General features: G+C 63.7%; 17 protein-coding genes. 11 read left to right on the top strand and 6 right to left on the bottom strand.

Annotated features, from left to right (window positions below; translation table 11 throughout):
• Window positions 1-227 precede the first annotated feature (227 nt).
• A complete protein-coding gene (locus IFT44_RS18150) occupies window positions 228-614 on the top strand; it encodes an MAPEG family protein (protein WP_192176350.1) in 387 nt (128 codons plus the stop codon).
• A gap of 55 nt (window positions 615-669) precedes the next feature.
• Here IFT44_RS18150 and IFT44_RS18145 read toward each other — a convergent pair whose 3' ends face one another.
• The 3 genes from IFT44_RS18145 to IFT44_RS18135 all read right to left on the bottom strand — a co-directional run bounded on the left by IFT44_RS18145 (window position 670) and on the right by IFT44_RS18135 (window position 3,541).
• Entirely contained in the window at window positions 670-1,077 is a 408-nt protein-coding gene (locus IFT44_RS18145) for a DUF1090 domain-containing protein (protein WP_185794743.1), read from the bottom strand.
• A 256-nt stretch (window positions 1,078-1,333) separates the two neighbouring features.
• Complete coding sequence (gene metK / locus IFT44_RS18140) at window positions 1,334-2,527, bottom strand: methionine adenosyltransferase (protein WP_122479820.1); 1,194 nt, start codon at window positions 2,525-2,527, stop codon at window positions 1,334-1,336.
• A gap of 12 nt (window positions 2,528-2,539) precedes the next feature.
• Window positions 2,540-3,541, bottom strand: coding sequence for a metalloregulator ArsR/SmtB family transcription factor (locus IFT44_RS18135; RefSeq protein WP_122479819.1), 1,002 nt, complete (start codon window positions 3,539-3,541; stop codon window positions 2,540-2,542).
• Between the two features lie 192 nt (window positions 3,542-3,733).
• Here IFT44_RS18135 and tkt point away from each other — a divergent pair, with 192 nt between their 5' ends.
• The 10 genes from tkt to IFT44_RS18085 all read left to right on the top strand — a co-directional run bounded on the left by tkt (window position 3,734) and on the right by IFT44_RS18085 (window position 13,519).
• Window positions 3,734-5,731, top strand: a complete 1,998-nt coding sequence (tkt, locus tag IFT44_RS18130; protein ID WP_122479818.1) for a transketolase — start codon at window positions 3,734-3,736, stop codon at window positions 5,729-5,731.
• A gap of 247 nt (window positions 5,732-5,978) precedes the next feature.
• Window positions 5,979-7,034 (top strand): erythrose-4-phosphate dehydrogenase, encoded by a 1,056-nt coding sequence (gene epd, locus IFT44_RS18125; protein WP_122479817.1) that lies wholly within the window; start codon window positions 5,979-5,981, stop codon window positions 7,032-7,034.
• A gap of 14 nt (window positions 7,035-7,048) precedes the next feature.
• On the top strand, window positions 7,049-8,212 hold the full coding sequence (locus tag IFT44_RS18120; RefSeq protein WP_122479816.1) for a phosphoglycerate kinase: 1,164 nt from the start codon (window positions 7,049-7,051) through the stop codon (window positions 8,210-8,212).
• A gap of 27 nt (window positions 8,213-8,239) precedes the next feature.
• Window positions 8,240-8,461 (top strand): hypothetical protein, encoded by a 222-nt coding sequence (locus IFT44_RS18115; RefSeq protein WP_122479815.1) that lies wholly within the window; start codon window positions 8,240-8,242, stop codon window positions 8,459-8,461.
• Window positions 8,462-8,564: 103 nt separating this feature from the next.
• Window positions 8,565-8,777, top strand: a complete 213-nt coding sequence (locus IFT44_RS18110) for a hypothetical protein (RefSeq protein WP_122479814.1) — start codon at window positions 8,565-8,567, stop codon at window positions 8,775-8,777.
• A gap of 22 nt (window positions 8,778-8,799) precedes the next feature.
• Window positions 8,800-9,126, top strand: a complete 327-nt coding sequence (locus IFT44_RS18105) for an MliC family protein (RefSeq protein WP_192176349.1) — start codon at window positions 8,800-8,802, stop codon at window positions 9,124-9,126.
• Between the two features lie 107 nt (window positions 9,127-9,233).
• Entirely contained in the window at window positions 9,234-10,298 is a 1,065-nt protein-coding gene (gene fba, locus IFT44_RS18100; protein WP_043192347.1) for a class II fructose-bisphosphate aldolase, read from the top strand.
• A 226-nt stretch (window positions 10,299-10,524) separates the two neighbouring features.
• Window positions 10,525-12,654, top strand: a complete 2,130-nt coding sequence (locus tag IFT44_RS18095) for a putative bifunctional diguanylate cyclase/phosphodiesterase (RefSeq protein ID WP_192176348.1) — start codon at window positions 10,525-10,527, stop codon at window positions 12,652-12,654.
• A gap of 56 nt (window positions 12,655-12,710) precedes the next feature.
• Window positions 12,711-13,211, top strand: coding sequence for a M48 metallopeptidase family protein (locus IFT44_RS18090; RefSeq protein WP_185794749.1), 501 nt, complete (start codon window positions 12,711-12,713; stop codon window positions 13,209-13,211).
• 11 nt (window positions 13,212-13,222) lie between these two features.
• Window positions 13,223-13,519, top strand: a complete 297-nt coding sequence (locus tag IFT44_RS18085) for a winged helix-turn-helix domain-containing protein (protein WP_049861413.1) — start codon at window positions 13,223-13,225, stop codon at window positions 13,517-13,519.
• Here IFT44_RS18085 and IFT44_RS18080 read toward each other — a convergent pair.
• The 3 genes from IFT44_RS18080 to IFT44_RS18070 all read right to left on the bottom strand — a co-directional run bounded on the left by IFT44_RS18080 (window position 13,510) and on the right by IFT44_RS18070 (window position 17,578).
• Window positions 13,510-13,977 carry a GNAT family N-acetyltransferase gene (locus tag IFT44_RS18080; protein ID WP_192176347.1) on the bottom strand — a complete coding sequence of 156 codons (468 nt, stop codon included), beginning with the start codon at window positions 13,975-13,977 and terminating at the stop codon, window positions 13,510-13,512. The genes IFT44_RS18085 and IFT44_RS18080 overlap by 10 nt on opposite strands.
• Window positions 13,978-14,008: 31 nt before the next feature.
• Window positions 14,009-16,201, bottom strand: a complete 2,193-nt coding sequence (gene yccS, locus IFT44_RS18075) for a YccS family putative transporter (RefSeq protein ID WP_192176346.1) — start codon at window positions 16,199-16,201, stop codon at window positions 14,009-14,011.
• A gap of 198 nt (window positions 16,202-16,399) precedes the next feature.
• A complete protein-coding gene (locus tag IFT44_RS18070; protein ID WP_192103195.1) occupies window positions 16,400-17,578 on the bottom strand; it encodes an aminoacetone oxidase family FAD-binding enzyme in 1,179 nt (392 codons plus the stop codon).
• Between the last annotated feature and the right edge of the window lie 92 nt (window positions 17,579-17,670).

Here is a 17,670-nt window from a genome sequence, read left to right as displayed (position 1 = left end):
TGCGCCAGCCTCCGCATGAACTGCAGAGAACACGATTTATTGGAATAGGAGCGCAAAAGGATGCAGCAATACAGCGGCGCGTATTATAGGGAGTGCCGCAAAGGCGGCCAAATTGATAATTGCAATGGAACTCTGCGCGGGCGAACCTTTCGCGGCGTGTGTCCTCTTAATGTCTATCGAGCGTGCATGGGCACATCGGTATGGAAGACTCGAACAAGGAACTCTGTATGACCGTCGCCTTCTGGTGTGTCTTGATCGCTTTGGTATTGCCCTACGCATGCGCCTATATCGCCAAGTTCACGGGCGGCCACTTCGGCTTGCGCCACAACCATGATCCGCGAGCCTACCTCGACGCGCTGGAGGGCTTGCCCAAGCGGGCCCACGCCGCGCAGTTGAACAGTTTCGAAATTCTTCCCGGCTTCATCGCCGCAGTGGTCATTTCCGATATCGTCGGCAATGCGCAACAGGTGACGCTCGACGTGCTGGCAGTGGTGTTCATCACTACACGCCTGCTGTACATCATCTGTTACCTGGCCGACTGGGCTGCCTTGCGGTCGTTGGTATGGTTCACCGGGTTCGCGATCATCGTCAGTTACTTCTTCGTCTCGATGTAGCGGCACTTTGCGTACAGGCGGCGGATCATCGAGATGACTCGCCGCGCAATGCTCGTTACTTGTCCAGCTCATCCATTGCTTCTTGCAATTCCTTGCGCGACTCGGCGAGTTTGTCCTTGCGCTTGTTGATCTTCTCCGAATCGCCCTTCTTCATGGCTTTGTCCAGGTCGCTTTGACGCTTGCTGACTTCGCGCTTGGCATCGAGCACTTTGCCTTCACGTTCCTTGCGCAGCGAATTGTCGGTGCAGTTGGTCTGGATCTCGCGCAGTGCGGTGTTCAGGCCATCGACCTGATTCTGGTTGCCGTTGGCCTTGGCAACGGCGATCTGTGCCTGCACGTTCTGCTGCTTGGCGGCGCAACCGGTGGCCACTGCCGCCACGGCGGGGGCAGGAGGGGCAGCCATCGCCGGGGCGACGAGCACACCGGTGACCAGCAAAGCGCACAGGGAGGAAAGCTTGTTCATGGTGACTCCGTGAATATGATTCTGAATAGTTGACGATGAATTGAAGTAAATTTCTGTAGGACGCGTCCTATTCGTGGCACCACGTATCGAGTTGCTGCAGTGGCCCACGACATGATCCTTCCATTGAAGGACCTTTTGCCGGCCAGGTCAAAGCCGTCTCGCCTCGAAGCAGGCCTGCGCCGTTTGCGACGACACAAAAAAGCCCCGGCCAGTCACCCGGCCGGGGCTTTTCGTGTACTGCTGTCAGGCGCCTGGCTTACTTGAGGCCGGCGGCGTCGCGCAGGGCCGCGGCACGGTCGGTGCGCTCCCAGGTGAACGCGGTGAAGGTGTCGTCGCCTACGGTCATTTCCACCGGCGCCCGGCCGAAGTGGCCGTAGGCCGCGGTGGCCTGGTACATCGGGTGCAGCAGGTCGAGCATGGTGGTGATGGCATACGGACGCAGGTCGAAGTGCGCACGCACCAGCTTGACGATCTGGTCGTCGCTGATCTTGCCGGTGCCGAAGGTGTTGATCGAGATCGACGTGGGCTGGGCCACGCCGATGGCGTAGGACACCTGAATCTCGCAGCGCTCGGCCAGGCCGGCGGCGACGATATTCTTGGCCACGTAGCGACCGGCGTAGGCCGCAGAGCGGTCGACCTTGGACGGATCCTTGCCGGAGAACGCACCGCCACCGTGGCGGGCCATGCCGCCGTAGCTGTCGACGATGATCTTGCGTCCGGTCAGGCCACAGTCACCCACCGGGCCACCGATGATGAAGTTGCCGGTCGGGTTGATGTGAAACTGGGTGTCCTTGTGCAGCAGTTCGGCCGGCAACACGTGCTTGACGATCAACTCCATCACGCCTTCGCGCAGGTCCTTGTAGGACACGTCCGGGTTGTGCTGGGTCGACAGCACCACTGCATCGATGCCCACGACCTTGCCGCCTTCGTACTGGCAGGTGACCTGCGACTTGGCATCGGGGCGCAGCCACGGCAGCAGGCCGGACTTGCGCGCTTCGGCCTGGCGCTCGACCAGGCGATGCGAGAAGCAGATCGGCGCGGGCATCAACACGTCGGTTTCGTTGCTGGCGTAGCCGAACATCAGGCCCTGGTCGCCTGCGCCCTGATCTTCCGGCCTGCTGCGGTCCACGCCCTGGGCGATGTCCACCGACTGCTTGCCGATGATGTTCATGACCGCACAGGTGGCGCCGTCGAAGCCGACATCGGAGCTGTTGTAGCCGATGTCGACGATGACCTTGCGCACGATGTCTTCCAGGTCGACCCAGGCCGACGTGCTGACTTCGCCGGCGATGATCGCCACGCCGGTCTTGACCAGGGTTTCGCAAGCCACGCGGGCGAACTTGTCCTGGGTGATGATGGCGTCCAGCACCGCGTCGGAAATCTGGTCGGCGATCTTGTCCGGGTGTCCTTCAGAGACGGACTCGGAGGTGAAAAGGGAGTATTCGCTCATCTCGACGGTTTCCTAAATTGACCGATGGTGAGTGTCGCCAGCCGGCCGCGAGAAATGTCGGACCTGAATCTGGAAACCATTACGTAAGCCCACGTAGAGGCTCTCTCCGGGTACAAGCCCCGCAGCGGTGGCCCAACGGGCCAGATCTTCCTGTTCGAAACCCAACCAGAGATCACCGCAGGCCTCCTTGGCCCAACTCTGGTTGTGGCTGCACAATTCTGTGACCAAAAGACTGCCACCCGGTTGCACGCGCTGGGCCAGATGACCGAGGGCCTGCTGCGGGTCGCTGAAGTGGTGCAGGACCATGTTCAGCACCACGCAGTCGGCGCGCAGGCTGGTGGGTGCCAAGGCATCGACCAGCTCCAGGCGCACGTTGCCCAACCGCTCGCGCAGGCAGACCTGACGCGCCAGTTCGAGCATGGCCGGGCTGTTGTCCTGCGCCGTGACCTGAGCAAAGCGCCGCGCCAGCTCGGGCAAGAAGCCGCCGTCGCCAGGGCCCACTTCCAAGGCGCTGGCCTGGCTGGTGAAGCTGAGTTTGTCGAGCAGGGCCAGCAGGCTTTCGCGGTACTGCGGCAAGCCGGCGATGAGGTCCTGCTGGGCGCGGAATTTTTCTTCCATGCGCGAGAAGAAATCTTCGCTGGCCGCCGCGCGCTGGCGCTGCACCACGGCCATGCGCACCTGGGCCTCGGCCGGCAGGCTTAACGCGTCGACCTCTTCGAGCAAGGCGCTGTGCAGGCGCCCGCCCAGCGCGCGAGCGTTGGGCAGGGCGCGGCGGTAGAAAATCGCGTTGCCCTCGCGGCGGGTAGCCACCAGGTCGGCCTGGGCGAGCACTTTGAGGTGATGGCTCATGCCCGACTGACCCACTGCGAAGATCTGCGCCAGCTCCAGCACGCCGAACGAATCGCTGGCCAGCGCGCGCAGCACGTTGAGGCGCAGTGGATCGCCGCCGGCCTTGCACAGGGCCGCCAGATCGTCACTTGCCTGATGGTCGAAAGCAGGGGCGCGCAGGTTCATAGGTTCGGCAGTCTAGTGAGCGATGCGCAGCCTCGCAAGACCAATATCAAAAAGTTTTGATATTGGTTCGGAAGTGGTGCGGCCGGGCATTTGCCCGCTGGGGCAAATGTCCGATTGCCCAACCCCCTGCCGGTGGGGGAAAATGTCGTTCTTTGTTGTATCCCTGCCTACACAGACCCCAGGAGACATGCGATGCCTAGCCGTCGTGAGCGCGCCAATGCCATTCGTGCACTGAGCATGGATGCCGTGCAAAAAGCCAACAGCGGCCACCCGGGTGCCCCCATGGGCATGGCGGATATCGCCGAAGTCCTGTGGCGTGACTTCCTCAAGCACAACCCGGCCAACCCGGCGTTCGCCAACCGCGACCGTTTCGTCATGTCCAACGGCCACGGCTCGATGCTGGTCTATTCGCTGCTGCACCTCACCGGCTACGACCTGGGCATCGAGGACCTGAAGAATTTCCGCCAGCTGCACAGCCGCACTCCGGGCCACCCCGAGTACGGCTACACCCCAGGCGTTGAAACCACCACCGGCCCACTGGGCCAGGGCCTGGCCAACGCCGTCGGTTTCGCCATTGCAGAAAAAGTGCTGGCGGCGCAGTTCAACCGCGACAGCCACAAGATCGTCGATCACAACACCTATGTGTTCCTCGGCGACGGCTGCATGATGGAAGGCATCTCCCACGAAGTGAGCGCGCTGGCCGGCACCCTGGGCCTGGGCAAGCTGATCGCTTTCTACGATGACAACGGCATCTCCATCGACGGCGAAGTCGAGGGCTGGTTCACCGACGACACGCCGAAACGCTTCGAAGCCTACGGCTGGCAAGTGATTCGCAACGTCGACGGCCACGATGCGGATGAAATCAAGACCGCCATCGAGACCGCGCGCAAGAGCGAGCAGCCGACCCTGATCTGCTGCAAGACGACCATCGGCTTTGGCTCGCCGAACAAGCAGGGCAAGGAAGACTGCCACGGCGCGCCACTGGGTGCCGAAGAGATCGCTTTGACCCGCGCCGCGCTGAAGTGGAACCACGGCCCGTTCGAAATCCCGGCCGACATCTACAAGGAGTGGGACGCCAAGGAAGCCGGCGTTGCCGTGGAAGCCGAGTGGAACCAGCGCTTCGCTGCCTATTCCGCCGCCTACCCCGAACTGGCCAATGAATTCGTGCGGCGCATGAGCGGTGAGCTGCCAGCCGATTTCTCCGAAAAGGCCAGTGCCTACATCGCCGAAGTGGCCGCCAAGGGCGAGACCATCGCCAGCCGCAAGGCCAGCCAGAACGCCTTGAACGCCTTTGGCCCATTGCTGCCGGAAATTCTCGGTGGCTCGGCCGACCTGGCAGGTTCCAACCTGACCCTGTGGAAAGGCTGCAAGGGTGTCGAAGCAGATGACGCCGCCGGCAACTACATCTATTATGGCGTACGCGAATTCGGCATGAGCGCGATCATGAACGGCATCGCCCTGCATGGCGGCTTCGTGCCGTACGGCGCGACCTTCCTGATCTTCATGGAATACGCACGCAACGCGGTACGCATGTCGGCGCTGATGAAGAAGCGCGTGATCTACGTATTCACCCACGACTCCATCGGTCTGGGCGAAGATGGCCCGACCCACCAGCCGATCGAACAGCTGGCCAGCCTGCGCTGCACCCCGAACCTCGACACCTGGCGTCCTGCCGATGCGGTCGAGTCGGCGGTAGCATGGAAATTCGCCCTGGAGCGCAACGATGGTCCATCGGCGCTGATCTTCTCGCGTCAGAACCTCGATCACCAGACCCGTGACCAGGCCCAACTGGCCGATATCACCCGTGGCGGCTATGTGCTCAAGGATTGTGCTGGCGAGCCTGAGTTGATCCTGATTGCCACCGGTTCCGAAGTCGGTCTGGCGGTGAAGGCATTCGACAAACTGACCGAGCAGGGCCGCAACGTGCGCGTCGTGTCGATGCCGTGCACCAGCGTGTTCGACGCGCAGGACGCAGGCTACAAGCAGTCGGTGTTGCCGCTGCAGGTCAGCGCGCGCATCGCCATCGAGGCGGCGCATGCCGACTACTGGTACAAGTACGTGGGCCTGGAAGGCCGCGTGATCGGCATGACCAGCTTTGGCGAGTCGGCACCGGCGCCGGCCTTGTTCGAAGAGTTCGGTTTCACCCTGGAGAATATCCTGGCCACCGCCGAAGAATTGCTCGAAGACTGATCCACACCCGCGTAGGAGCGGTCATCGGCCGCGAAGGGCGTGCTGCGGTGTGTCAGGTGTACCGCGGCGAGGCTTTCGCGGCCACGGACCGCTCCTACGGGGATTGCGGACCTCCTGTAGGAGCGGTCATGGGCCGCGAAGGGCGTGCTGCGGTGTGTCAGGTGTACCGCGGCGAGGCTTTCGCGGCCACGGGCCGCTCCTACGGGTGGTCCTCGGATGCTCATAATAATTCCAGGCGTACTTGCTCATGTCTTCTCCACGCCCCTACAGAGTCGCTCTCAACGGTTACGGCCGCATCGGTCGCTGCGTGCTGCGTGCGTTGTGCGAGCGCGGTGCGCAGGCCGAGTTCGAGGTGGTGGCGATCAACGACCTGGCCGACATGGCCAGCATCGAGTACCTCACGCGCTTCGATTCGACCCACGGCCGCTTTCCCGGTGAAGTCACGGTGGATGCCGACCACCTGTTGATCAACGGGCAACGCATACGCGTCACCCGCAGTGCCACGCCCGAAGCGATCGACTGGGCCGCGCTCGACATCGACCTGGTGCTCGAATGCTCCGGGGCCTACAACACCCGCGGCGACGGCCAGCGTTTCCTGGCCGCCGGCGCACCGGCCGTGCTGTTTTCCCAGCCCATGGCCAGCGAAGCCGACGTCGATGCCACCATCGTGTTCGGTATCAATCAGGATTGCCTCAGCGGACGCGAACGGCTGGTTTCCAACGCGTCCTGCACCACCAATTGCGGCGTGCCACTGTTGCGCCTGCTGGATCAGGCCATCGGCCTGGAATACGTGTCCATCACCACCATTCACTCGGCCATGAACGACCAGCCGGTGATCGACGCCTACCACCACGAAGACCTGCGCCGTACGCGCTCGGCATTCCAGTCGGTCATTCCGGTTTCCACCGGCCTTGCCCGTGGCATCGAACGGCTGCTGCCGGAACTTGCCGGTCGAATCCAGGCCAAAGCAGTGCGCGTGCCGACCGTCAACGTGTCATGCCTGGACATTACCCTGCAGATGGCGCGCGACACCTGTGCCGTGGAGGTCAACCGGATTCTCTACGAAGCAGCGTGCAGTGGCCCGTTGCAGGGGCTGCTGGCCTACACTGAGTTGCCGCACGCCAGTTGTGATTTCAACCACGACCCTCATTCGGCCATCGTCGATGCCAGCCAGACCCGCGTTTCCGGCCCGCGCCTGGTGAACCTGCTGGCCTGGTTCGACAACGAATGGGGTTTTGCCAATCGAATGCTCGACGTTGCGGGGCATTACCTGCGCGTCATGAACAATTCCAAACGAGCTTGAAAGGACTGAACGCAATGACCGTGTTGAAGATGACCGACCTCGACCTGCAAGGTAAGCGCGTACTGATTCGCGAAGACCTCAACGTACCCGTCAAGGATGGCAAGGTAACCAGCGACGCGCGCATCCTCGCCTCGTTGCCCACCATCAAGCTGGCCCTGGAGAAGGGCGCGGCGGTGATGGTCTGCTCGCACCTGGGCCGGCCCACCGAAGGCGAATTCTCTGCCGAGAACAGCCTCAAGCCGGTGGCCGAGTACCTGAGCAAGGCCTTGGGCCGCGACGTGCCGCTGGTCGCCGACTACCTGGACGGCGTCCAGGTCGAGGCGGGTGATGTGGTGCTGTTCGAGAACGTGCGCTTCAACAAGGGCGAAAAAAAGAACGCCGACGAGCTGGCTCAACGCTACGCGGCGCTGTGCGACGTGTTCGTGATGGACGCATTCGGCACTGCGCACCGCGCCGAAGGCTCCACCCACGGCGTGGCCAAGTTCGCCAAGGTGGCCGCTGCGGGCCCGCTGCTGTCCGCGGAGCTTGAAGCGCTGGGCAAGGCGCTGGGCGCCCCGGCCAAGCCGATGGCCGCCATCGTTGCCGGCTCCAAGGTCTCGACCAAGCTGGACGTGCTCAATAGCCTCAGCGGCATCTGCGACCAGCTGATCGTGGGCGGTGGCATTGCCAACACCTTCCTGGCCGCAGCCGGGCACAAGGTTGGCAAGTCGCTGTACGAGCCTGACCTGCTCGACACGGCGCGCGCCATCGCGGCCAAAGTCAGCGTGCCGTTGCCGGTCGACGTGGTGGTGGCCAAGGAGTTCGCCGAAAGCGCCGAAGCCACGGTCAAGCTCATTGCCGACGTAGCCGATGACGACATGATCCTCGACATCGGTCCACAGACCGCCGAGCACTTCGCCGAGCTGCTCAAGTCGTCCAAGACCATTCTGTGGAACGGCCCGGTAGGGGTGTTCGAGTTCGATCAGTTCAGCAACGGCACCCAGGTATTGGCCAAGGCGATCGCGCAGAGCCCGGCCTTTTCCATTGCCGGTGGCGGCGATACCCTGGCGGCCATCGACAAGTACGGCGTCGCTGGCGACATCTCCTACATCTCGACTGGCGGCGGTGCGTTCCTCGAGTTCGTCGAGGGCAAGGTGCTGCCGGCCGTGGAAATGCTGGAACAGCGGGCCAAGGCCTGACGTCCTTTGAGGCTCGAGGAGAAACGGATGCTCAAGGCACCCACCCTGGCGTTGCTGATCGGCCTGCTGGCCGGCTGTTCCGGTGCGCCGGCAACATCGGTCGACGACGGTCCGGCGGCGATCCGTGGCGGCTGTTCGCAGTCGCAGTGGCAGGCCGAAAGCATCCCGGTGGTCGGCAAGCGCATGGGGCCTGAGGCTCTGGAGCGCTACGAGCCGGAACAGCAGGCGCAGGCACCGGGTTGTCCGTGAGGGCAACCAATGGCGCTTGCCAGGGGTCTTCTGTGGTGAGTCTCACGATTATCACTGCCTTTGGCACCAAGATTATCTGTGCCTCCGGCACAAGGAGTTCACCATGAAGATCGGTTCCGCGACATTCGGTTTGGCCACCCTGCTGGCAGCGGCGCTGTCCAGCGGTTGCATGAGTTCAGGCGCCGGCAGCGCCTGTGAAGTGTTCAGCCCGGTGTCTGTGGTGACGCCCACGACTCAGGACGATCAACGGGTGCAGACCAACGCCACTGGTGCGCCGGCCGGTGCCCGGAACACGGCACAGGATTGCGGCGCGTGAGCCAGTGCCCAGAGGTATATGAATGAAAGGCGGTTTGGCGATAATGGCAATGGCGCTGCTTTCTGGCTGCGCCTACCTGGATAAGCCGATGCCGGTGTCCCCCGACTGGACACGTTGGCAGTGCGACAGCCAGGTCGAGGTGCAATGGCGGTACAGTGTCGCCGACAAGAGCGCGATGCAGGTGCGCCTGGCCGGCAGCAACAAGCAGTACGCCTTGACGCCCCAGGCCGGGGCCGAGGGCGAGCTGTTCAGCGATGGTGTGCTGGCGTTTCACAAGAAAGGTGACGAAGGCCTGGTGTACTGGGTCGCCACCGACGATTTGATTGGCCGGGGCTGCAAGGCTCCGTGACGGCTGGGCCCATTGCGCCAGCCCGATGATAGGCATTACTTCAAGAGCGGCCGCCGATGCGGTGAGCTGCAACGATCAACGACCCTGAACCGGGAGACACAACTACAATGGCACTTATCAGCATGCGCCAGATGCTGGACCACGCCGCCGAATTCGGCTACGGCGTTCCAGCTTTCAACGTCAACAACCTCGAGCAGATGCGCGCCATCATGGAAGCGGCCGACAAGACCGACTCCCCGGTCATCGTCCAGGCTTCGGCCGGCGCCCGCAAATACGCCGGTGCCCCGTTCCTGCGTCACTTGATCCTGGCGGCGATCGAAGAGTTCCCGCATATCCCGGTGTGCATGCACCAGGACCACGGCACCAGCCCCGACATCTGCCAGCGTTCGATCCAGCTGGGCTTCAGCTCGGTGATGATGGACGGCTCGTTGGGCGTCGACGGCAAGACCCCCACCGACTACGACTACAACGTGCGCGTGACTTCGCAGACCGTGTCCTTCGCCCACGCCTGCGGTGTGTCGGTAGAGGGCGAGCTGGGCTGCCTGGGTTCGCTGGAAACCGGTCAGGCCGGTGAAGAAGACGGCGTGGGCGCCGAAGGCATCCTGGATCACAGCCAGATGCTCACCGACCCGGAAGAGGCGGCCGATTTCGTCGCCAAGACCCAGGTCGACGCCCTGGCCATCGCCATCGGCACCAGCCACGGCGCCTACAAGTTCACCAAGCCGCCTACCGGCGACATCCTGGCGATCGACCGCATCAAGGCGATCCATGCGCGCATTCCCAACACTCACCTGGTGATGCACGGCTCCTCGTCGGTGCCGCAGGAATGGCTGGCGATCATCAACGAGTACGGCGGCGCCATCAAGGAAACCTACGGCGTGCCGGTCGAGGAAATCGTCGAAGGTATCAAGTACGGCGTGCGCAAGGTCAACATCGACACTGACCTGCGCCTGGCCTCCACCGGTGCGATCCGCCGTTTCATGGCGCAGAACCCGGCCGAGTTCGACCCGCGCAAATATTTCGCCGAAACCGTGAAAGCCATGCGTGACGTCTGCATCGCCCGCTACGAAGCATTCGGCACCGCCGGCAACGCCTCGAAGATCAAGCCGATCTCCCTGGAAGGCATGTTCCAGCGCTATGCCAGCGGCGAGTTGAACGCCAAGGTCAACTAAGCCTTACCGCTGTCGAAAAACCCGCCTGTTGGCGGGTTTTTTCGTTCTGGCGCGGTGTTCTGGGCAGGGTACTGCCTTTTGAGCAGGGCGCGCCGTCCATCGGCGAGTGCTCATTCGTGACGCAAACCGTGGGAAATTGTCCTACAGCTTTGTGCCGAGCCCGTCTAAAGTAACGCAAGAAGTTTCCGGGCGAATCCGGATTCAGCACGTCTGAACGAGTATTAGCATGGAATGCGCCCCTGATCCGTCCGTTGACGGTGGTTCCACGTTGTTGGTGGTCGACGATTATCCGGAAAACCTGCTGAGCATGAGAGCCCTGCTCGAGCGCCAGGACTGGCAGGTGGTGACCGCAGCTTCCGGTGTCGAAGCGCTGGGCAAACTGCTCGAGCATGAGGTCGATCTGGTGCTGCTCGACGTGCAGATGCCGGGCATGGACGGTTTCGAAGTGGCTCGTCTGATGCGCGGCAGCCAGCGCACGCGCTTTACCCCGATCATCTTCCTGACTGCCAACGAGCAGTCGCAGGCTTCCGTGCTCAAGGGCTACGCCACAGGGGCGGTGGACTATCTGTTCAAACCGTTCGACCCGCAGATCCTGCGGCCCAAGGTCCAGGCGCTGCTCGAACAGCAGCGCAACCGGCGTGACCTGCAGCGTTTGAGCCGTGACCTGGAAGCGGCCCGCGCCTTCAATGCCTCGGTGCTGGAAAATGCCGGTGAGGGCATTCTGGTGGTCAACGAGCACGGTCTGATCACCTTCGCCAATCCGGCCATCTCGCGCCTGCTGGGCGCCACGGTCGAGCAACTGCAGCGCGGCGTGCTGGCGGATTACCTGCACAAGCCGCAGATTCCCGAATGGTCCGAGTCCGACTTCTACCGCGCCTACAGCACGCGCAATACCTACCGGGTGCATGATGCGCTGCTGCGCACGGCCAACGGCCAGCAGTTGCCGGTGGCTCTGTCGTGCGCGCCGTTGCCCGGCGAGCAGCGCGCCATGGTGGTGACGATCCTCGACATGTCGGTGGTGCGCAGCCTGCACCAGCAGTTGGAATACCAGGCGGTGACCGACCCGCTGACCGGGCTGCTCAACCGCCGCGGTTTCTATCAGGCCGTGGAGAGCGCGCTGGTGCGCAACGAGCGTGCGGAAAAGGCTCAGGCGCTGCTGTATCTGGATCTGGACGGCTTCAAGCGTATCAACGACAGCCATGGTCACGACGCTGGGGACAGGGCCCTGCGCTGGGTGGCCGAACAGCTCAAAGCGGTGCTGCGGCCCTTCGACGTGGTGGCGCGCATGGGTGGCGACGAATTCACTGCGCTGCTGGACAACCTCGACTACCCCGAGCAGGCCGCCAAGGTGGCCGAAAAGCTCATGGAACGCATCGCCATCGAGCAGACCGTGGATGGAGTGGACATCAGCCTGGGCGTCAGCATCGGCATTGCCACCTACCCCGAATGTGGCACCAATCTGGACAGCCTGCTGCGCGCTGCCGATATCGCCATGTATGCCGCCAAGCAGGCCGGTCGCCAGCAATACCGCTATTACGATCAGGATTTGAACGGTCGCGCGCGCTCGCGTCTGCTGCTGGAAACCAGTGTCGGTGAAGCCATCGAGAACCGTGATTTCAGTTTGGTCTACCAGCCGCAGGTGTCCCTGCTCGATGGGCGTCTGCGCGGTTTCGAGGCGCTGTTGCGCTGGTGTCATCCCAGCGTCGGCGACGTACAGCCGGGGCTGTTCATTCCCTTGCTCGAACAGGCGCGACTGATCAGTCGCCTGGCGAGCTGGATCTACACCGAAGGCGCTGCCCAGCGCCGCGCCTGGTCCAGCCGTTTTCCCGCCGAACTGGTGCTCAGCATCAGCCTGAGCAATGCCCAGTTCGCCATGCCCAACCTGGTGGCCGAACTGCAACGCGCGATTGCCTTGCATGGGTTGCGCCCGCGTCAGCTCGAGGTGGAGGTAGTGGAGTGCTCGCTGATGCACAACCTGCCCCAGGCCACCGCGCAGTTGCAGCAGTTGCGCAACCTGGGGGTGCGCATCGCCCTGGATGATTTCGGTACCGGCCCGTGCTCGCTGAAACTGCTGCGCGACTTGCCCATCGACACGCTCAAGCTGGACCGTCACTTGATCGCTCGACTGCCCGACTCCAAGCCCGATGGCGTGTTCGCGCGCAGTGTGATCCAGGCCTGCAACGCGTTCGACATCACGGTGATCGCCGAGGGGGTGGAAACCGCCGAGCAATGTCAGTGGCTGCGCGCCGCCGGTTGCGAGTGGATCCAGGGCTTCGTGATCGCCCGGCCATTGACGGCGCAGGCCGCCAGCGACTTTCCGCTGGTCAGCGCGGGCGTGCAGCCGGCAGCGGTGTGACGCCAGCGCCGCGCAGGCGTTACACTGGACACCTTTCTCAAGTCGAAACAGGCACCATGACCGCGCTGAAGTACCTGCAAGCCTACCCACCCGCACTGCAGGAGCAGGTCCGGCAACTGATCGCGCGCGGACAGCTGGCGGACTACCTGAGCCAGCGCTATCCGGATCGCCACGCCGTGCAGAGCGACAAGGCGCTGTACAACTATGCCATGGCCCTGAAGCAGGAGTACCTGCGCAACGCGCCGGCCATCGACAAGGTCCTGTTCGACAACCGCCTGGACCTGACGCATCGCGCACTGGGCCTGCACACCGCGGTTTCGCGGGTTCAGGGCGGCAAGCTCAAGGCCAAGAAGGAAATCCGCATCGCTTCGCTGTTCAAGGACGCGGCGCCGCAGTTTCTGCAGATGATCGTGGTGCATGAGCTGGCGCATTTCCGCGAGAGCGACCACAACAAGGCGTTCTACCAGCTGTGCGAACACATGCTGCCCGGTTATCAACAGTTGGAATTCGACCTGCGTGTCTACCTGACCTACCGTGATCTGCCCCCGCCGCCGTGAAGGATATCCCCATGCAAGTCAGCAAGACCCGCAGCAGTTTCTATCGCCGGCTCTACGTGGCCTGGCTGATCGACAGTGGCCAGGCGGCCACCGTGCCGGCCCTCATCGAGGCCACCGGGATGCCCCGGCGCACGGCCCAGGACACCATTGCGGCGCTGGCCGACCTGGACATCGCCTGCGAATTCGAGCAGCAGGATGGCGAGCGCAACCACATCGGCCGCTACGTGATCAGGCAGTGGGGCGCGATCGACCGTGAATGGATCGGCCAGAACCTGGGGCAGATCCGTCAGGTACTCGGTTACCCCTGAGCCTCGACACGTCGGTACATGGCGATGTGCGCAATGTTGTCCTCCAGGTATTCCTGGCCGTGGGCAATGAAGCCGTAGCGGCCGTAATAGCCTTGCAGATGAGCCTGGGCCGATAGCTTTATCGGCATTTGCGGCCAGCGCCGCGCGGCGTGCTCCAGAGCGTTGGCCAGCAGCGCGTGGCCCAGGCCGGTACCGCGCGCAGATGGGGCAGTGATCACTCGGCCGATCACCACGTCACCGCCCTGTGTGGAAGGGTCGAGCAGGCGCAGGTAGGCCACCAGGCGGCCCTCGCTCCAAGCCAGCAGGTGACAGGTGTCGGCGTGCAGGTCCTGCCCATCGACGTCCTGATAGGGGCATTGCTGCTCGACCACGAAGACTTCGCTGCGCAGGCGCAGGATTTCGTACAGCTGCTGCACATCCAGCTCGCTGTGGTGCATGCACATCCATTCGATGGCCATGGTTACCTCGTTCAAGGTTTCGGTTGCGCCTCTAGCTGGCGGCAGCTGAGGTCGGGCCTTTGATCAAGTGCGCGGCCAGGGTGCGCAGTGGCCCCAGCTGCCGACAGATCAGCGCCAGCTGGGTCTGCATCAGACGCTGGCCTTCGTCGACCTCCTCGGGCATCTGTTCCAGTTCGTCGGCCAGCACTTCCTCGCTGTCGCTCTGCACCTGCACCGGCACACGTGTGGCGAGGCCCGTGGCGATTTCGTCGATGCTGCGCGCCAGGCTTTCGCCGGCCCCGCCGATCAATTGTTCGCGCGCCTCGGCCGGCAGCTCGGTGCCACGGTGGGCACCCAGCCCGGACAGGTAGCTGAGCAGGGTGTGCGACAGCACCAGGAAGCGGAAGCCGACGTCGGCTTCCTTGCGGAAGTGGCCGGGCTCCATGAGCATGTTGGCCAGGGTGGTGGAGAGCGCAGCGTCGGCATTGTGGGCGTTGCGTCGTGCCAGGCGATAGGCGAGGTCGTCGCTCTTGCCGTTGGCGTATTGCTGCATGATCTGGCGCAGGTAGATGCTGTTGCAGGTCAAGGTGTTGGCCAGCACCTTGTTCAGCTTGCGACCTTGCCAGTCGGGCAGGAACAGGAACACCGCCAGGCCGGCGATCAGGCTGCCGAGCAGGGTGTCGAACAGCCGCGGCAGGAACAGCCCATAGCCGTCGCCCGTCTGGTTGAAGCAGAACAGCACCATCAAGGTGATGGCGGCGGTTGCCAGGGTGTAGCGCGTGGTGCGGTTGACGAAGAACACCAGGCCGGCGCCGATGGCGAACAGCGACTGCACGATGGGGCTGGGGAACAGGTCGAACAGCGCCCAGCCCACGGTCAGGCCGATGGCGGTGCCGATGATCCGCTGGCCCAGCTTGCGCCGGGTGGCGCCGTAGCTGGGCTGGCACACGAACAAGGTCGTCAGCATGATCCAGTAGCCCTGGCTGGGGTGGATCAGGTGCACCATGGCGTAGCAGATCACCAGTGCCAGGGGCAGGCGCAGGGCATGGCGGAAAAGCAGCGAGGTAGGCGTTAGGTTTTGCCGGATGCGGCCCCAGAAGTCCTTCAGGGTGTGCGGCGAGCGGTCCAGCAGGCTGCTGTCGCGGGCGTCGGCCAGACGGTCGGGATTGCCGGCGTCGCTGAGCAGGCGGTCGAGGGTGCCGAGGTTGGCCGCCAGCGCGCGCAGCGACCGCAACAGGCCGCGCCAGGCCGGGTTGCTCTGGATCCGCAGGTGTTCGAGCGAAGCGTGCAGGTCGCTCAAGGCCTCGGCGAAGCTGTCGTCGTAGATGAACGGCTGGCGCAACTGGATCGACTCGCCCAGCCGCTGGCAGGCCACGCCCTGCTGGCGCAGCAGACGCTGACAGCGAAACAGCACATCACTGTGGAAGAAGGCGTCGGCCAATGCGTTGTAGGGGTAGTGCGAGGAACTGGCGCGCTCGTGGATGTCCTGGGCCAGGAAGTAGAGTTTCAGGTAGCGGCTGACCTTGGAGCCGGGACGACCGTTGCCGACCCGGTGCAGGATGATTTCCTTGGCCGCGTTGAGCGCGGCCACGACCCGACCGTTCTGCTTGGCGAGCTCCAGGCGGCGGGCTTCCACGTCTAGCTGGCGGATCGGTTCGAACAGGCTCGACTTGAGCTTGAGGTACTGCCCCAGTTCGCTGAACAGTCGCGCCAGGGCCTGTTGCACCGGCTGGTTGGAAAACAGCACCTGCCACAGCACCGACAGCAGGCCATACCAGGCGGCGCCGGCCACCAGCAGCACCGGCTCGCGCCACAGGTTGCTGACTTCGCCGCCGCGCTGGTCGACGCCGATCATGGTGTAGACCGAGAGGATCAGGGTGGCGTAGGCGATGGCACCGTAGCGCTCGCCGAGCGCGCCGAGCATGGTCAGGGCGAAGCTGGCCACGGCCAGGGCCGTGACGAAGATGTAGGGGTAGGGGAACAGCAGTTCAACGGCGAAAGCGGCGACGGTGAAGCACGACAGGGTGGCTGCCAGGGCGCGGATGCGGCCTTGCCAGTTGTCGTCGGTTTCGGCCAGGGCGCAGGCGATGATGCCCAGGAACAGTGGCACCAGCAGGCGCATCTCGTTTTCGTACCAGCACAGCGCCATGCTGCCGGACAGCGCGATGAACACCCGTACGCTGTAGCTGAACTTGTCCAGCGCCCACAAGCGGCGCATTGATTGGCGGAACGACCTGGATGCCATGAAGAAGGAGTCGACCTGTAGGCGAGAGAACTGATGAACGGCGTCAATCTACCATTGTCGGCGCACGCCCGATACTGCGCGGCGGCCCCTGACGCGGCTTGCGCCGCTGCTACAGGGGCGGTGGCGGATCGAGAGAGTGTGGGGACTCTGTAGCAGCGGCGCGAGCCGCGTCCGGCAGCGCCGCAGATCCCCGGCGTGCTACACGTACTGCGCGGCGGCGTATCCGGAGGCCCACGCCCACTGGAAATTGAAGCCGCCCAGATGCCCGCTGACATCGAGCACTTCGCCGATGAAATACAACCCAGGGCTCTTCAGCGATTCCAGGGTCTTGGACGACACCTCGCGGGTATCGACGCCGCCCAAGGTCACCTCGGCGGTGCGATAGCCTTCGGTGCCGGCCGGCACCAACTGCCAGGCGCCCAGCGTATTTGCAACCGTTTGCAGCTCGGCCGGGGTGTACTGCTTCATCGGCTTGGACACGAACCAGTGTTCGGCCAGCAGGTTGGCCATTTTCTTGGTGAAGACTTCACCCAGCAGGGTCTTGAGCTCCGAATTGGGCCGCTCGGCCTGCTGTTGCTGCAGCCACGCCAACGCATCGTGATCGGGCAGCAGGTTGATCTCGACGGTGTCGCCGGGCTGCCAGAACGAGGAAATCTGCAGGATCGCCGGCCCGCTCAGGCCGCGATGGGTGAACAGCAGGTTCTCGCGAAACGCCTGGTCGTTGCAGCTGGCCACACAATCCACCGAGGTGCCGGACAACTCGGTGCAGATGTCCTTGAGCTGGTCGGTGATGGTGAACGGCACCAGCCCTGCGCGGGTGGGCAGCACACTGTGACCGAACTGGCGGGCGATCTGGTAGCCGAAGCCGGTCGCGCCCAGGGTCGGAATCGACAGCCCGCCAGTGGCCACCACCAACGACTGGCACGCCAGCAGGCCCAGTGAAGTCTGCAAACGATAGCCGTCGGCGGTTTTCTCGATGGACTGCACCGAGGTGTCCATGCGCAACTCGACGCCGGCGCTTTCGCACTCGTCCAGCAGCAGGCCGAGGATGTCACTGGACTTGTTGTCGCAGAACAGCTGGCCGAGTTTCTTCTCGTGGTAGAGCACGCCGTGCTTGGCCACCATGGCGATGAAATCCCACTGGGTATAGCGCGCCAGGGCAGACTTGCAGAAGTGCGGGTTCTGCGAGAGGAAGTTGGCCGGTTCGGTGTACATGTTGGTGAAGTTGCAGCGACCGCCGCCGGACATGAGGATCTTCTTGCCCGGCTTGTTGGCGTGGTCGATCAGCAGCACCTCGCGACCTCGCTGTGCAGCGCTCAAGGCGCACATGAGGCCGGCGGCACCGGCGCCGATGATGATGACGGGGGTAGAGCGCACTGCGTGGTCCTCTCGAATCGGGGGTGTCAGGGGAGGCCTCTTCGCGGGCAGAGCCCCGCTCCCACAAGGTTAGGCGTTCGGACCTCGCCCTG

The organism is Pseudomonas sp. CFBP 13710 (assembly GCF_014842235.1).
GTDB classification, from domain to species: Bacteria; Pseudomonadota; Gammaproteobacteria; order Pseudomonadales; family Pseudomonadaceae; genus Aquipseudomonas; species Aquipseudomonas baltica.
Note: the sequence above shows the minus strand (reverse complement) of the source record. Positions and strands in the feature narration are given on the sequence as shown.

Excerpts from the sequence above, each read along its gene's own strand:
- IFT44_RS18080 (WP_192176347.1), bottom strand. The coding sequence starts at position 13,977 with ATGGCCATCGAATGGATGTGCATGCACCACAGCGAGCTGGATGTGCAG.
- fba (WP_043192347.1), top strand. The coding sequence starts at position 9,234 with ATGGCACTTATCAGCATGCGCCAGATGCTGGACCACGCCGCCGAATTC.
- metK (WP_122479820.1), bottom strand. The coding sequence starts at position 2,527 with ATGAGCGAATACTCCCTTTTCACCTCCGAGTCCGTCTCTGAAGGACAC.
- IFT44_RS18110 (WP_122479814.1), top strand. The coding sequence starts at position 8,565 with ATGAAGATCGGTTCCGCGACATTCGGTTTGGCCACCCTGCTGGCAGCG.
- epd (WP_122479817.1), top strand. The coding sequence starts at position 5,979 with ATGTCTTCTCCACGCCCCTACAGAGTCGCTCTCAACGGTTACGGCCGC.
- tkt (WP_122479818.1), top strand. The coding sequence starts at position 3,734 with ATGCCTAGCCGTCGTGAGCGCGCCAATGCCATTCGTGCACTGAGCATG.
- IFT44_RS18085 (WP_049861413.1), top strand. The coding sequence starts at position 13,223 with ATGCAAGTCAGCAAGACCCGCAGCAGTTTCTATCGCCGGCTCTACGTG.
- IFT44_RS18095 (WP_192176348.1), top strand. The coding sequence starts at position 10,525 with ATGGAATGCGCCCCTGATCCGTCCGTTGACGGTGGTTCCACGTTGTTG.
- IFT44_RS18135 (WP_122479819.1), bottom strand. The coding sequence starts at position 3,541 with ATGAACCTGCGCGCCCCTGCTTTCGACCATCAGGCAAGTGACGATCTG.
- IFT44_RS18115 (WP_122479815.1), top strand. The coding sequence starts at position 8,240 with ATGCTCAAGGCACCCACCCTGGCGTTGCTGATCGGCCTGCTGGCCGGC.
- IFT44_RS18105 (WP_192176349.1), top strand. The coding sequence starts at position 8,800 with ATGAAAGGCGGTTTGGCGATAATGGCAATGGCGCTGCTTTCTGGCTGC.
- IFT44_RS18145 (WP_185794743.1), bottom strand. The coding sequence starts at position 1,077 with ATGAACAAGCTTTCCTCCCTGTGCGCTTTGCTGGTCACCGGTGTGCTC.
- IFT44_RS18120 (WP_122479816.1), top strand. The coding sequence starts at position 7,049 with ATGACCGTGTTGAAGATGACCGACCTCGACCTGCAAGGTAAGCGCGTA.
- IFT44_RS18090 (WP_185794749.1), top strand. The coding sequence starts at position 12,711 with ATGACCGCGCTGAAGTACCTGCAAGCCTACCCACCCGCACTGCAGGAG.
- IFT44_RS18150 (WP_192176350.1), top strand. The coding sequence starts at position 228 with ATGACCGTCGCCTTCTGGTGTGTCTTGATCGCTTTGGTATTGCCCTAC.
- yccS (WP_192176346.1), bottom strand. The coding sequence starts at position 16,201 with ATGGCATCCAGGTCGTTCCGCCAATCAATGCGCCGCTTGTGGGCGCTG.